Consider the following 14,628-nt stretch of genomic DNA (forward strand, 5'->3'; position numbering starts at 1 on the left):
CCATGGCGATAGGGAATGAAGAACGAGAGAAGGAAGCGCAGCGCGTCTCTGTGGTGCGATCTAATATTCAGCGGCGTATTATAGAACTGCGCCAAACGGTAGATGACCGGAGATCGGAAGCGACGGCGATTGGCCGTAGCTTCTGGGACGATATTTCCGTCAATGCCGACAATGACGATGATTTGATTGAAACGGCTGCGAGTATGGCTCAGCAGGAGCATGTGCTGCAAGGGCAGGAGCGCAGCTACCGGCTAGCGCAGGATGCTCTGCGTAAGCTAGAGCGTGTGGTCGATGCGCCTTATTTCAGCAGGATAGATTTTCAAGAGAAGGGCGAGCAGGAGCGGGAGAAAATCTATATCGGTTTGACGTCTTTCATCGATAGCAAAACAGATGAAATTCTCATCTATGACTGGCGGGCGCCGATCGCAAGCTTGTTCTATGACTATCCGCCGGGTCCAGCGACCTACCGTACACCAGAGATGGATGTAAGCGGCGAGCTATGGCTCAAGCGCCAATATATCATCAAAGCCGGCGAGCTGCAGGATGTGTTCGATACGGGCATCTCGATCGGTGATGAGATGTTGCAGAAGATGCTCAGCCGCAGCGCGGATGAGAAGATGAGCTCCATCGTGACCACGATTCAGCGTGAACAGAATCAGATTATCCGTGATGATCATCACAAGGTGCTGGTCGTCCAAGGCGCGGCGGGCAGCGGTAAAACGTCCGTTGCGCTGCAGCGCATCGCGTATTTGCTCTATAAGTATCGGACGACACTTAGTGCCGATAATATGATCCTCTTTTCGCCGAACTCGCTGTTCAGCGATTACGTTTCTCGCGTTCTGCCAGAGCTGGGGGAAGCGACCATGCAACAAACGACCTTCCAAGATTATTTAACACATAAATTAACGGATACCGGACTGAAACTGGAAGATCCGTATGATCAGCTCGAATTTATTTTGACAGGTACCGAACAGGATCCTTTGTACGCTGCACGATTGCAGAGCATTACCTACAAGACTTCCGAGGCTTTCTTAAGTGTGATTGAAGCCTATGGGGATAAGCTCAAAGAAGACGGGATCCGATTCGTTGACTTGGCTGTGGGTAAGAAGGTGTTGATCACCGCAGAGGAGTTGAGCGAACGATTCTACGGTAAGTCTTCGATTCTTGCTATCGGTGAGCGCATGGAGCAGCTGTCAGAATGGATATTGGAACAGCTGGACGTGTTTCAAGCGGATGTGCAGAAGCGGTTTTATCGCAAGCTTGTGCGTGAGCCGAAATACATGGGCTCAGAGCCCGAAATGAAGAAAATGAGCAGAGTCAAAGCGCACAAAGCGATTACGCCGCTCCGCGAAAAAGCACAGAAATTAGCCTATGTCGACGTGCTCGGCATGTACCAAGCCTTGTTTTCGGATACGAGCCTTCAACAGGAACTGGTGAAACGTGCGGGTCAGCCCCTGCCTGAAGCATGGGTGACGATCAGTGATTTCACGGTGGAGGCGCTCACGCAAGGTCATTTACGCTACGAGGACGCGACCCCGCTTGTGTATCTCAAAGGACTAGTCGAGGGACAGCTGCGCGTGGGCACGATCCGCTACTGCCTCGTTGATGAAGCGCAGGATTATTCACCGTTTCACTATGCCTATTTGAAAAAGATGTTCCCTCGCGCACGCTTTACGCTGCTTGGTGATTGGAATCAAGGGATCTTTACGCACGCGAACGCGAATGTGAGTGAGCTCGTCAGTGCTGGTGGGGGATCAGACGCCACGCAGCAAGAACAATCCTACAGCTCGATTAGCGAGCTGATGGGGGAAGACGAGACGGAGACGATCCGTCTCGTTAAGAGTTATCGCTCAACACGCGAGATCACCGAATTCGCGTGTCAGGTCTTGCCGGGCGGCGAACCGGTGGAACCGTTCAGCCGCAGCGGCGAAGAACCTCGCTTGCTGCGCGCAGCAAGCGAGCAAGATCTGATCCGCCTCGTCGCAGAGGCGGCGGCACGGAGACGCGACGGCGGCGCAAGCTCCGTTGCGATCATCTGCAAGACCGAGCGCGAGACGGAGTCCGCGCACGGGCGCTTGAAGCCGCTGCTGCCAGAGCTCGCGCGGATCAGCAAAGACACGCTGCACTACGAAGCAGGCGTGATGATCCTGCCGGCGTACCTCGCCAAAGGGCTCGAGTTCGACGCGGTTATTCTCTACGACGCCGGGGCGGCTGTCTACGCGGAGGCGAAGGAACGCAAGCTGTTTTACACGGCTTGCACCCGGGCACTACACTATCTGGATGTCTGTTATCTAGGTGAATTAACCCCTTTTCTTCCCGATAAATAGACATCCGTCCATACCCATCCGCCCTGCCTAACATAGAATATATGGAGCAACCAAGATCAGGTATAGCAGGCGGAAGGGGGAACTAACCATGTCAAACGTTGGATACTCCAGCACAGCAGTTGTACTAGTATTGTACATTTTGTTGGTTATCATATTGGCAACATTCTATTAATGTAATTGGCCGCATAAGCCGCCTTCCGACTCTTGGAAGGCGGCTTTGTTGCGTCTTTACGCATAATTTTCCAGATGAAGGAGAACTTAACGATAGCCGATGCCATCATTTCCACGTCATACCAATGCGGAGAACACTTATGTCTGTAAATAAACAAATTACTTCCATTCAATTATATGGGATCGTGATCATTGCCATCGCGATAACGAATCATGTTCTGCTCATCCCTGTTCTACTGCACTATGGGAAACGAGATTCCTGGTTAGGAGCTTCGCTCGCCATTGTACCTATGCTTGTCTGGACTTTCTTGATCTACTTCTTGGTTAAACGAACCAAACAAGGTGACTTGATTGCATGGATAAGAATGAGGTTGGGAAAATGGGGGGCGTATCTCATTCAATCGTTCATTGTCTTAATCTGTTTAACGCATGCCTTAGTCACGATTAAAGATGTCACCATGTGGACACACGTCACCTACTTGCCTAGAACCCCCCTCATTATGATTTCGTTCTTGTTTATCCTATTTTGCTTTTTTGCAGCAAGAGAAGGTATTAAAGCGATTGCTATTGCATCTGGCCTCCTTTTGCCAGCAGTTGTTGTTCTCGGATACTTTGTGATGGGGGCTAATTTTCAATACAAGGATTACACGCTGCTAACACCGCTTTTCACACATGGATATGGTCCGACACTCATGTGTATGCTGTTAACTTGCAGCGCTTCCTTCGAAGTACTGAGTATTCTCGTTATGCAGCATCATGTCCGAACGCGTATCCGCCTACGAGGATTATTGATACTGACCACGTGTGTAATCGGGCTTACCATCGGTCCACTAACAGGAGCAATCGCCATATTCGGTCCCTTTGAAGCAGCGGATTTAAGGTATCCAGCCTTTGAACAATGGCGGATGGTGTCACTTGGGAAATATATTTCCCATCTAGATTTCTTATCCATTTTTCAATGGATTTCGGGGTCTAGCATGCGGACCTCGATATTGTTGTTTATTAGTTTAGATATGATGAGAATAGAGAAGAAATCTACCAGAACCTACTTTCTTATTGGGATAAGCCTAGGTTTACTTGGAATTACCTTGTATCCCGTATCGGATAATCAAATGGTGATTTGGCTGCAGAGATATTACTATTCGTTGATGTTTGTAGTCGGTCTATCTCTACTGTTGTTTTTACTTGTAGTTGCTATGCTGCCTATTCGGCGAAAGGAGCAGGATGCTTAAGTGAATGAGCAGGATTTCCGTGAATGGTTTGCCCTTTCGGACGATGTTATTGTGAAAACGTACCCTGTCACGCAAGGAGGCAGGGTTGAGCGTGTAACGATGGTGTATTGTGAGGGCATGGTAAAAAAGGATATGATCGATGGTCTCGTGCTGCCTAATCTGCAGGCGTTTATAAATAGTGATTATTATCAAAATGAAGAAGCTCTCGATCTGAGAACATTACTTCAATTAGTCAAACTCACGGGTAAACATGTCGTAGATGAGATGAAATTATCTGTTTTTGCGGGGCAGTTAATTTTATTTTTTGAAAATAGCCAAGGTATATACTCACTGGATATTGCCGCTCCACCAAACCGTACACCTGAAGAATCTAGTACGGAAACGTCGATTAAAGGACCACGCGACGGATTTATTGAAGATGTCATCACGAATATCGCTTTAATTCGCAAACGCTTGGCCACATCGAGCTTATGTGTGGAAAAGATACTATTAGGGCGAAGAAGCAACACGGTAGTTGCTTTACTGTATCTCGGCGATATCATCAATGAGTCGGTCCTGCAAGAGGCTAAAGATCGACTACAATCGATTGATGTCGATGCGGTTATCAGCAGCGCACAGCTCGAGGAAGCCTTATCAGGGCGTAGTTATTCGATCTTTCCTATGCTGAATTATACGGGGAGACCTGATTTTGTGGCAGATAGCCTACTTCGCGGCCGATTTGCGATTATTGTGGATGGGTCTCCAATGGTTCTCGTTGCACCAGTCACCTTAACCTATATTTTAGACTCACCTGAAGATGTCCATAATCCCTACTATTATGTTGCATTCGAGAGATTGCTGAGAATAATCGGTTTGCTCATATCGGTATTGTTGCCAGGTCTTTGGATTTCGGTGTCCAGCTTTAATTTGGACCAAATTCCGTATCAACTCGTAGCCACAATTTCTTCTTCACGATTAGGCTTGCCTTTATCAGGCCCAATGGATTTCATTATCATGCTGATGTTATTTGAATTGTTCCGTGAAGCGGGCGCTCGATTGCCCAAGGTAGTTGGACAAACGGTTACCGTAGTAGGCGGATTAATTGTTGGTGATGCGGCGATACGCTCTGGAATTACAAGCCCCACTACCTTGGTAGTTACTTCCCTATCTACGATATCGATGTATACGCTAGTTAATCAAAATCTCGCCGGAACCATTACGGTGTTACGTATTATTATTCTGCTGATCTCCACCATGTTCGGTATATACGGATTCATGATTTCGCTCATGGGCTTAGTTCTTTTGATGTCGACGCTAGAGTCATTTGGCGTACCTTATCTAGCACCAATTTCACCGCCTCTATTCGGGGAAATGATCGCTTCCTTATTTTCGAAGACTTGGAAGAAGCTTGCACGCAGGCCGATCGAGCTCAATACGCAGGATGATACAAGACAAGGCAGTGAATCTTCATGATGAAAATGTGGTTGAAACTAACGGTGGCAGCGCTAGTATTAACTAGCTTGACGGGCTGTTGGGATTTAAAAACGATTCAAGACACAAACTACATGACAGCGATTGGTTTTGATTATAAAGATGGGAAATACATCGTCTACGGACAAATGTTGGATTTTGCAAGTGTGGCCAAACAAGAAGGGGGTCAATCGGCACAGTTACCTTTGATTTGGGTAGGTAAAGAAGAGGGCGCAACTGTTAGCGAGGCATTCAATAAGCTCTACCGGACGTCCCAGCAACGTGTATTCTGGGGACATGTCGGTGCTTACTTGTTTTCCAAAAATGCGTTAAATCAAGGAATAGGCAAATTTACAGACGGAAACGTTCGCTATAGTGAAACGAGATTCACTCAGTGGTTTTATAGTACAGACGAGTCGATTGAGGACATTTTCTCCGTTATTCCCTTTTTCAATGTCTCGCCGATGAGTTCCATCTTAATGCAGCCAGCGGATAGCTTTCGACAACGATCTTACATCTCTCCACATCGGCTGTATTGGGTGGCTTCGAGATTACGAGAGCCTGGGGATACGGTGATGTTGCCCACATTGGACATCGAAGATGAGGTATGGAGGAAAAACAAAAAGCCAGATCCCAAACTAAGGGTGAATGGCGTTTATGCCTTGAACAAGCATCGTAGTTTGCAATGGTTTTCGGAGGAAGAATTTGTTGGTGCAAGGTGGTTGAATACACATACAATTCGTACCCCAATGCTCGTTTATAGAGAGGGAAAACCGGTTCACAACGTGATGATCAAACCGAAGGCTCATATTAAGATACGAGCGGATGGTGAGAAAACCATTTTCGATGTGAAGGTGTTAGCTCCGTCTACCATAGCTGAAATATTCGAAGAGGTTGACGAGGCTGAATTGAAGAAACTGATTGCCAAACAAGTAAAGGAAGAAATTGAGATGACCTTTAAACTTGGCAAAAGTAGAGAAACTGATGTATATGCACTGGAGCATATCCTTTACAGGGATGATTTCGCCAGATGGGCCAAACTCACGAATTACGGTGAAAAGCCGCTAACCGACTATGAGCTCGGTACCATAAATGTAAAACCCAGTATTCTCCACTCAGGTATGTTGAAAACGAATATAAAACAAACACAATATTAGTCAGCAACGAATCAACAAGAAGCTACCCATCGCAGGAGGGGGGCTTCTTTTTCATTTGAGCTCGTTATTACCCAGTTTAGAAATATTTAAGAATTGTTTTAGGCCAGGTTAATAGGCGGTTTAGTGGCAATTAACTCTTGAGGGCTAAGATAGTCAGTATGGAAGCGCAAGTAGCGCAGCCAAATTAGAGAAAGCGTATGGATTACGCGGAGGCAGGACGAGATGAATAAGAAGTTAGCGATGTTGGGATTAGGTGTAGCAGTTGGCAGCATGATGCTAGTGACTTCCGTATATGCAGGTGTGGGAGAGGCTCCCGGATATGAAGCGTTCAAAACAGCGGTGAAACAAACAGCGACGATTACGAACGTAACACGCCAAGTAAATGTGTCATTACAGGACAACGGAGCTTCCTTGCTGCAAGTGAAATCAACGATCAAAACCGGCGGAACCGATCACGCTGGAAGTGCACAAGTGAATGTACTTAATGGCACTAATGAGCAGCAAACGATTCAATTCTACAGCCAAGATGGCAAGCAGATTATCAAAACAGCCGATTCTGATGTTTACAAAGTCATTGAAGGTGACAACGCGCCAGCGAAGTTCAAAGGACATAACAACCGCAACCATACCGCAGACCCTGAAGTCATCAGCGAAGTGGAAAATGTGGTGGATGCCCTAGTCGGTAACTTGAAAAATTATGTCACGATGGACGACGCAGCGGGTAACGGGAAGGAAATTCATTTCAAGCTTTCCGGCAGCCAGATCTCTCCGATTGTGAATACCGTGGGTTCACTAGTAATCAAACATGGCACGATGGCCAAAGATGAGCCAATGCCAACGAAAGCGAACACGCTGGGGATTGACCTCGCGACACTAAGGAATAGCCTGCCGCAGCTTTCTTCCGATATTTCTATGGATGAAGTGGAAGTGAATGCGAGCGTGGATGGAGACGACCACATTACGAGTCAATCGGCACAAATTCATTTGTCTGGTAAAGATGAGCAAGGTGCTGAGCACGATGTTGTGCTTCGCATTGATATGACACTATCCAGCTTGAACTCGACAACGCCGGATACGGTTGATTTGAGCGGGAAGCAAGTCGAGAACGTGAAATTCGATGACATGTCGGGCCACAAAAAATGGGGCGACAAGCACTAATAAGCACCAAAGAGGAGCGGTCAACCTTGGCCCTCCTCCTCATTTCCCTTTTGAAAGGCGGAACGGCATGAAACACGTCGTTGAACTTAGCAATGTAACGAAAATATTCAGTAACCTCCGCGGCATTCATCAAGTTAATATGACGGTGCAGCGTGGTGATATATATGGCTTCTTTGGGCCAAACGGAGCGGGGAAAACAACCGTCATGAAGATCATGACTGGCTTATCTCAGGCGCAGCAAGGTCAGGTAATGCTGTTTGGCTACGACGTGAAAACACAGTATGAGCAAGCGATGGCAAAGGTCGGCGTGTTGATCGAAACGGCAGAAGCCTACACCTACATGAGCGGCAGAAGAAATCTGGAGCAAGCAGCGCGGTTGTATCCAGGTGTGAGCAAGCAGCGAATAGACGAAGTGCTCGAGATCGTGGATTTAACCCCTTTTCAGCATGAAAAGGTAGCAGGTTACTCACTTGGCATGAAGCAAAGGCTCGGACTAGCGTCCGCGATGCTCTCAAAGCCGGAACTTCTCATTCTCGATGAACCAACGAATGGTCTCGACATCGAGGGGATGGTTCATATTCGTGAAATCATCTTGCGGCTAGCACGAGAAGAACGGATCACGTTTTTAATCTCCTCTCACCTTATCCACGAAATGGAGCTTATGTGCAATCGAATTGGCATTATCCATCAAGGGAAGCTCGTCCGTGAGGGACTCGTTTCCGATCTGATCGAAGGTAGCCCATCCTTGGAAGCCGCTTACCTACGGGAAATTCAAGAAGTTAGGGGGCTTGCCGCTAATGCCTAGTATTTTAACAGCCAATGTATGGAATGAGACGCTGAAACTCGCCTACAAAAAGAAAACGATCTTCTTTCTAGCTGTCACTTTGCTGCTGCCCATTCTAGCAGGTATTCTGCTCTCGAGGTTCCAAGATGGTATCGGAATCGGTGCGATCGCAGCGAAGGATTTCCCCATCGTTATGCTGGGTTTGTTTACGACGATTTTCCTGCCTCTGTTCGTGTTCATGGGAGCTGCGGATGTGTTCTCTGGGGAGATGGGGGATCGTACGATGAAAAATATCCTAACCCGACCACTCTCCCGTTTTAAAGTATTTGCATCCAAACAATTAGCGCTGGCCATCTATATTGCTCTATATTTAGTCGTGGCCCTCGTCGCATCGATAGTCTCCGCATTATTATTTCAGCATTTCGGTGGGATAGGAACACTCGGCAATTGGTTGCTCGCCTACGGAGCTGCCTTCGTACCCCTGATTGCATTGAGTATCGCAGCGGTATGTCTGGCGCAGTTTTTCTCGAGCAGCAGCTCGGCGCTGACAGTCAGCATCCTGTTATACTTGGCATTCAAAGTAGCGGCGTTCTTCCTCCCACAAATCGCAACTTACTCTCCAACAGCCTACATGGATTGGCATATGCTTTGGATTGGCGGTTCGATGGTGACGAGTAAGATCTTCTCGATCTTTATGTTTTTAGCAGCGTGCAGTATACTATTTTTTACAGCAGGTTATTATTTGTTTGATAAAAAGGAGCTCTGACCCGATGTCGATTCGCGTACGGCTAGTCCTATCCTATATTGCCATGCTGCTTGTACCGCTTGTGCTCTTTGGGCTAGCCGTCATTCTGATCAGCATCGCCACTTTCGGAAGCTTGAAATCCGGTTTTGATGTCGACTTTTCGCATGGCAATCCCATTAAGCGCGTCGTCGATCAGGAAGCGGAAAATGTCGCTTATATAAAGGCCAAGATTGAAACGGATCCCGATGCTTTTCTACAGGAAACGTTTGTGAAGGATTTGAACGAGCGTTTTCACAAAATCAATATGGGGCTGATCATTCGGAAGGATCAAAGTATTACGTATTTATCTTCCTATCTCAAAGATAAAGAAGCTGGTGACACCTCGCTGCTCCCACTTTATGGTACACCACCAGGGAAGTTTCAGCGTAATCAAGGTTCCCTGTGGATAACTAGACAGCAGGATTTCTTGTTTTCTGATAAGAGTAAAGGAACGGTATTCGTGTTTCTAGATGGCGGTCCTTTTCAGAAATATTTGCACCAGTTTTCCAAAACGGTTTTCTTAACTTTTATATTCATCCTCATCGCGACTAATGGCGTGCTGACCTACTTCGTTTCCCGGAGCATTATTCGACCGTTACGTGCGTTAAAACGAGCGGCTGAAGACATCAAAGAAGGCAACTTGGACTTCGAAATCGTCCCGCATCGCAAGGATGAGCTTGGCGAACTTAGCGTTGCTTTTGAAGAAATGCGCCGTAAACTCAAGAAATCCGTGGAGCTTCAACTCCAATATGAGGAGAACCGCAAGGAGCTTATTTCGAATATTTCTCATGATTTAAAAACGCCAGTCACTGCGATCAAAGGTTATGTAGAAGGCATCATGGATGGCGTCTCGAATTCGCCAGATAAGCTGGATAAATATATTCGAACCATTTATAACAAAGCGGCGGATATGGATCGGCTGATTGATGAGCTATTTCTATTTTCCAAGTTGGATCTGGGGAAAGTTCCTTTTCAATTCGAGACCGTCGATCTAGGGAACTACGTGCAGGATTGTACGCAGGAATTGCAATTTGATATGGAGAAAAAAGGAGTCCAGTTTACACTTGCCGATCTGCCACAAGAGCCGATACTGGTTACTGCAGATCGCGATAAGCTTAGACGCGTGCTTCTAAACATAATAGAGAATGCAATTAAATACAGTGAAGAAGGCAACTGTCAGATTACGTTAAGTGTGTTGCGACAGGATGAATTCGCCGTTATTCAAATCAAGGACAATGGTCAGGGTATCTCGGATGAGGCGCTTCCGCATATTTTCGACCGCTTCTACCGGGCAGATCCTTCGCGCAATACGGCAACAGGAGGCAGCGGACTAGGACTGGCAATTGCGAAGCAAATCATTGAAGAGCACAGCGGGCGCATTGGTGCGACTAGCGTGTTAGGGCTGGGCACTACCGTGTTTATGGCCTTACCACTTTATCAGGGGAAAGGAAGCGAAGCATGAGTCGGATTTTAATCGTAGAAGATGAACAAAGCATTGCCGAGCTAGAACGTGATTATTTGGAAATTAACGGGTATGAGGTTGATATTGAAACGAGTGGCGAACGTGGGTTGGAGCGGGCGCTGTCGATCGACTATGATCTCGTGATACTCGATCTTATGCTTCCGATTATGGATGGTTTTGAAATTTGCCGACGTATTCGGAGTGTGAAGGATATTCCAATCGTCATGGTTTCGGCTAAAAAGGAAGACATTGACAAGATACGCGGTCTCGGCCTTGGAGCCGATGATTACATGATCAAACCGTTCAGCCCAAGTGAGTTGGTAGCTAGAGTGAAGGCCCATTTGGCTCGGTACGAACGATTAATGGGACGTCGCGAGTCGAAGAACGATGAGGTTCGCATTCGCGGGTTAATGATTGATAAAACGGCGCGGCGCGTGTTTGTGAATGAGCGGGAGGTTATGTTCACGACCAAAGAATTCGATCTGCTGACTCATCTAGCAATGAATCCCAATCGGGTATACAGCAAGGAGCAATTGTTTGATCTTCTGTGGGGCATGGATGCCATGGGGGAGATCGCCACAGTGACCGTGCATATCCGCAAGCTGCGAGAGAAAGTGGAGCAGGACCCTTCCAATCCACAATATATTGAAACCATATGGGGAGCGGGATATCGCTTCCGAATCTGATTAGCTAAGCCTGGGAGAGTTGCCTAACTCTTCGCGGGCTTTTTGGTTTTCGGCATAAACATTTTCCCATTTGACAAATGGTTATTTACATCCTTACTTTGTTAAGATATTGTAAAGGTTACTTAACTAGGGGAGTCAACGATGATGGAATTTACTGTAGATTTGCATATTTTAATGAAACTTGGGATTTCAGCAATATTTGGATTAATTATTGGATTGGAACGGGAAATTAGGAATAAACCGCTAGGATTGAAGACGTCACTTGTCATTTGCTTAAGCAGCTGCTTATTGACAATCGTATCGATTGAATCGGCGAATAAGTACGCTGTTGCTGGTTTGCATGTTATGGATCCCATGAGGCTCGCGGCGCAAGTGGTGAGCGGGATCGGTTTTCTTGGCGCAGGTGTTATTCTTCGCAAGCACAATGATGTCATTATTGGACTGACAACGGCTGCTATGATTTGGGGAGCTGCGGGCCTTGGAATTGCAGTTGGAGCTGGATTCTACGTTGAAGCCTTCTTCGGACTCATGCTCATTCTCATCAGTGTAATCGTGTTACCTTATTTTATTAAAAAAATGGGGCCGAGACCGCTAATCATGAAAGATCTTCGCGTGCGTCTGATCGTTTCCCATGAGGGGAATTTAACGACGATTATCAAAGCGATTATTGCCAAAGGGTACAAAATGAAAAGTGTTCATATCAAAGAATTGAACCAAGAACTGCAGGAGCTAAACTTCATCGTGTATGTGGATCGAAAATACGCTTCTGAAGTATACGATGAGATGAAAAGTATGGAATACATCGAGATCGCCGAAGTAGAAACGTTGTAAGAAGGGGACCGGATCGTGGCCACAGGGGCCGCTTTCCGGTCTTTCATTTTAGGCATGGTTAGATGCTTAGGCTAATGCTGCAGCAAATTTAAGACCTAACTCATGGCACAATTGTTTCTCATCCTTGGACGGATTAAGTTCCACTTTGAAGCCATCGAATACTTTTTCCCCGCCAATTTCAGCTAGCTTCTCTTCGAGTGTATCCACCGCTTTGCCAAAATACGTGTAAGAGGAATCAGCAGAACCGAATACGCCGAACTTGCGTCCCTCGAGATTAATGTCATCCATTTCGTCGTAGAAATCTTCGTACTCATCTGGTAAGTCGCCATCTCCCCACGTATAAGCTCCTAGTAAAACACCTTCATATTGCTCGAGCTCACTTGCGTTCGTATCCATAACGTTTTTGAGAACAGGCTCGATCCCTGCCTCTTGAATGCCGGCTGCAATCGCCTCGGCGAGTTCTTCTGTATTTCCAGACATGCTTGCGTATACGATTATAATTTTGGACATGATGGACCTCCTATTGGTTATATAAAAAAAAGAAACCCATTAACTTCCACCATATTATTTGATAATGATTATCATTGTCAATATAAAAATTTCTGTAGGACGTACTGTGAAACGATACGACTATGCTTTTGATCATGCTACAATAGGGATATGAGGGGGGCTGCGCCATGGAGAATGTTCTACAGCATTTGAAAAACCTTGGCTTCACGGATTTGGAAGCGAAGTGTCTGCACGTACTAGCAGTGAGTGGTACGCAAACTGGCTATGAAATCGCCAAGGGGCTTGGCGTATCGCGTTCGAACGTATATGCAGCTTTACAAAAGCTCGCAGAAAAGGGCGCAGTGCTCACGAGTCATGGTGAACCCACCGTATATCAAAGCGTGCCGATTGAGGAAATCGGCGAGCGAATGGAAGCGGAGCTGCAAGCCTCCATCCGTTATGTGAAAGAGCATCTGCCCAAGCAAGAGACGCATATGTCGGAGTATTTCAGCTTGGAGGGTGAAACCAAGGTTATCGAACGTATCCGTTCGGAGCTTAGGAGAGCGAAGGAGGAGGCGTTCTGTGATCTGTCTCCAGAGGAAGCGAAGCTGCTGAGGGATGATATCCGCGAGGTGTCTGCACAGGGCGTGCGTGTCATCGTCATGCCGACGCGCGATGCGGGAACTGGATTCTACCCATTTGCACGTAAACGGGGCGAGGGTCTGAAGGGGCAGCAGGGGCGTAAATTCGCGATACTTATTGATCGTAAGCTAGCGATTATTGGCACGCGTGGCGTCGAAGATCCCACGGTGGCGATGATAACCGAGCATCCTGCGATGGTGGAGTTGTTGTATAATCATTTTTGCAGTAGTGTCGTGTTACAGGAGCTTCAGCAAGATATGGGTACGAAGCTTGAGGATAAATACGGCAAAAATTTCAAGAAAATCATACAAAAACAAATAGATGGAAAAGTACCTGAACCCAAGAAATCGGATGAGGGCAAAGTGGTTGCGCTTAAGCTCCATGCGGGCAATGAGATTGCCGGAGAGCTCGGACATCTTGATGAGGGCGTATCTGGCGGAGAGCTTTTAATTGATGAGAGCGCTAGAGAAGATAATCCTGAAAAGTTGGAACAAGGAAAGTCTGAACAAGGGATGCCTGAACAAGAAAAGCTGGAACAAAGAAAGTCTGGACAAGGAAAGAGGAAAAAGAAGAAATGATGGAACAACAACGGATACTACTCGCGGCGGAGACGCTCGTGAAGGAGAAGCTAGAGCGCGATAGCAGCGGCCACGATTGGTGGCATATTTATCGCGTGGTGCAGACGACGAAGCGCATTGCCGCCCAAGAGGGCGCTGATTGCTTCGTCTGCGAGCTTGCGGCGTTGCTTCACGACGTTGTCGACGAGAAGCTCAACGCCGATCCAGCTGCGGCGCAGCGCGAGCTGGAGGCTTGGCTCGCCGCCAGCGGCACGCCGGCGGCGCAGGTAGAGCACGTGCTGGAGATTATCAGCACGATGTCGTTCAAGGGCGGCGCGCGTCCGCCAATGCGCACGCTGGAGGGCCAGGTCGTGCAGGATGCCGACCGGTTGGATGCCATTGGCGCGGTGGGCATCTCGCGCGTGTTTGCTTATTCGGGCTGGAAAGGCCGCCCGATTCATGATCCTTCTGTCATCGCGCGCGAGCAGATGACAGAGGCGGAATATCGCGGGGGCAATGACACTGCGATTAATCACTTTTATGAGAAGCTCCTCAAGCTGAAGGAGCTTATGAATACGGCCTACGCGAGGCAGCTCGCGGAGGAGCGGCATCGCTTCATGGAGCTGTATCTGCAGCAGTTTTATGCAGAGTGGGAAGGCGAGCGATAAGATTGCTTATTGGGGGAGCCGACAATGGCTCTCTTTTTCGTGGTTTCTTATAGTGGGCGTACAGAATGCAGTTGCATCCATCATATGGTTGCTGTCATTCCGCGTCCGTCACCATTACCCCGCCGTAATCTGCCACCATCACCCCATCACCCCAGCCAACCACATTGGCGATTAAATGGATTTACTCCAGTTATTTATGCAGGATTCTCCCATCTACAACAATTAACTGGA

General features: G+C 47.4%; 13 protein-coding genes. 12 read left to right on the top strand and 1 reads right to left on the bottom strand.

What is annotated here, in order from left to right; translation table 11 throughout:
- Positions 1-2 precede the first annotated feature (2 nt).
- From helD to ASL11_RS00465, 10 genes are all read left to right on the top strand, one after another.
- Positions 3-2,327 carry an RNA polymerase recycling motor HelD gene (gene helD, locus ASL11_RS00420; protein WP_056608373.1) on the top strand — a complete coding sequence of 775 codons (2,325 nt, stop codon included), beginning with the start codon at positions 3-5 and terminating at the stop codon, positions 2,325-2,327.
- A gap of 311 nt (positions 2,328-2,638) precedes the next feature.
- Positions 2,639-3,730, top strand: coding sequence for a GerAB/ArcD/ProY family transporter (locus tag ASL11_RS00425; RefSeq protein ID WP_056608376.1), 1,092 nt, complete (start codon positions 2,639-2,641; stop codon positions 3,728-3,730).
- The gene (locus ASL11_RS00430) at positions 3,731-5,182 is read left to right on the top strand and encodes a spore germination protein (protein ID WP_056608379.1); all 1,452 of its coding nucleotides are present in this window, start codon (positions 3,731-3,733) and stop codon (positions 5,180-5,182) included.
- A complete protein-coding gene (locus ASL11_RS00435; RefSeq protein WP_056608382.1) occupies positions 5,179-6,336 on the top strand; it encodes a Ger(x)C family spore germination protein in 1,158 nt (385 codons plus the stop codon). The genes ASL11_RS00430 and ASL11_RS00435 overlap by 4 nt, the downstream gene beginning before the upstream one ends.
- 222 nt (positions 6,337-6,558) lie before the next feature.
- Positions 6,559-7,494 (top strand): hypothetical protein, encoded by a 936-nt coding sequence (locus ASL11_RS00440; RefSeq protein WP_056608385.1) that lies wholly within the window; start codon positions 6,559-6,561, stop codon positions 7,492-7,494.
- 67 nt (positions 7,495-7,561) lie between these two features.
- Positions 7,562-8,299 (top strand): ABC transporter ATP-binding protein, encoded by a 738-nt coding sequence (locus ASL11_RS00445; RefSeq protein WP_056608387.1) that lies wholly within the window; start codon positions 7,562-7,564, stop codon positions 8,297-8,299.
- Entirely contained in the window at positions 8,292-9,044 is a 753-nt protein-coding gene (locus ASL11_RS00450; RefSeq protein ID WP_056608390.1) for an ABC transporter permease, read from the top strand. The genes ASL11_RS00445 and ASL11_RS00450 overlap by 8 nt, the downstream gene beginning before the upstream one ends.
- Before the next feature lie 4 nt (positions 9,045-9,048).
- Positions 9,049-10,524, top strand: coding sequence for a sensor histidine kinase (locus ASL11_RS00455; RefSeq protein ID WP_056608393.1), 1,476 nt, complete (start codon positions 9,049-9,051; stop codon positions 10,522-10,524).
- The gene (locus tag ASL11_RS00460) at positions 10,521-11,210 is read left to right on the top strand and encodes a response regulator transcription factor (RefSeq protein WP_056608394.1); all 690 of its coding nucleotides are present in this window, start codon (positions 10,521-10,523) and stop codon (positions 11,208-11,210) included. Before ASL11_RS00455 ends, ASL11_RS00460 begins: the two co-directional genes overlap by 4 nt.
- Positions 11,211-11,354: 144 nt before the next feature.
- Entirely contained in the window at positions 11,355-12,041 is a 687-nt protein-coding gene (locus ASL11_RS00465) for an MgtC/SapB family protein (RefSeq protein ID WP_056609560.1), read from the top strand.
- A 66-nt stretch (positions 12,042-12,107) separates the two neighbouring features.
- Here the strand turns inward: ASL11_RS00465 and ASL11_RS00470 are convergent, their stop codons facing one another.
- The gene (locus tag ASL11_RS00470; RefSeq protein WP_056608397.1) at positions 12,108-12,551 is read right to left on the bottom strand and encodes a flavodoxin; all 444 of its coding nucleotides are present in this window, start codon (positions 12,549-12,551) and stop codon (positions 12,108-12,110) included.
- A 167-nt stretch (positions 12,552-12,718) separates the two neighbouring features.
- Between ASL11_RS00470 and ASL11_RS00475 the strand changes: the two genes are divergently transcribed.
- Together ASL11_RS00475 and ASL11_RS00480 are read left to right on the top strand one after the other, a co-directional pair.
- A complete protein-coding gene (locus ASL11_RS00475; RefSeq protein ID WP_056608401.1) occupies positions 12,719-13,750 on the top strand; it encodes a TrmB family transcriptional regulator in 1,032 nt (343 codons plus the stop codon).
- Entirely contained in the window at positions 13,747-14,397 is a 651-nt protein-coding gene (locus ASL11_RS00480) for an HD domain-containing protein (RefSeq protein ID WP_056608404.1), read from the top strand. Before ASL11_RS00475 ends, ASL11_RS00480 begins: the two co-directional genes overlap by 4 nt.
- The last annotated feature ends 231 nt before the right edge of the window (positions 14,398-14,628 follow it).

This window comes from Paenibacillus sp. Soil750, from assembly GCF_001428045.1.
GTDB lineage: Bacteria > Bacillota > Bacilli > Paenibacillales > NBRC-103111 > Paenibacillus_E > Paenibacillus_E allorhizoplanae.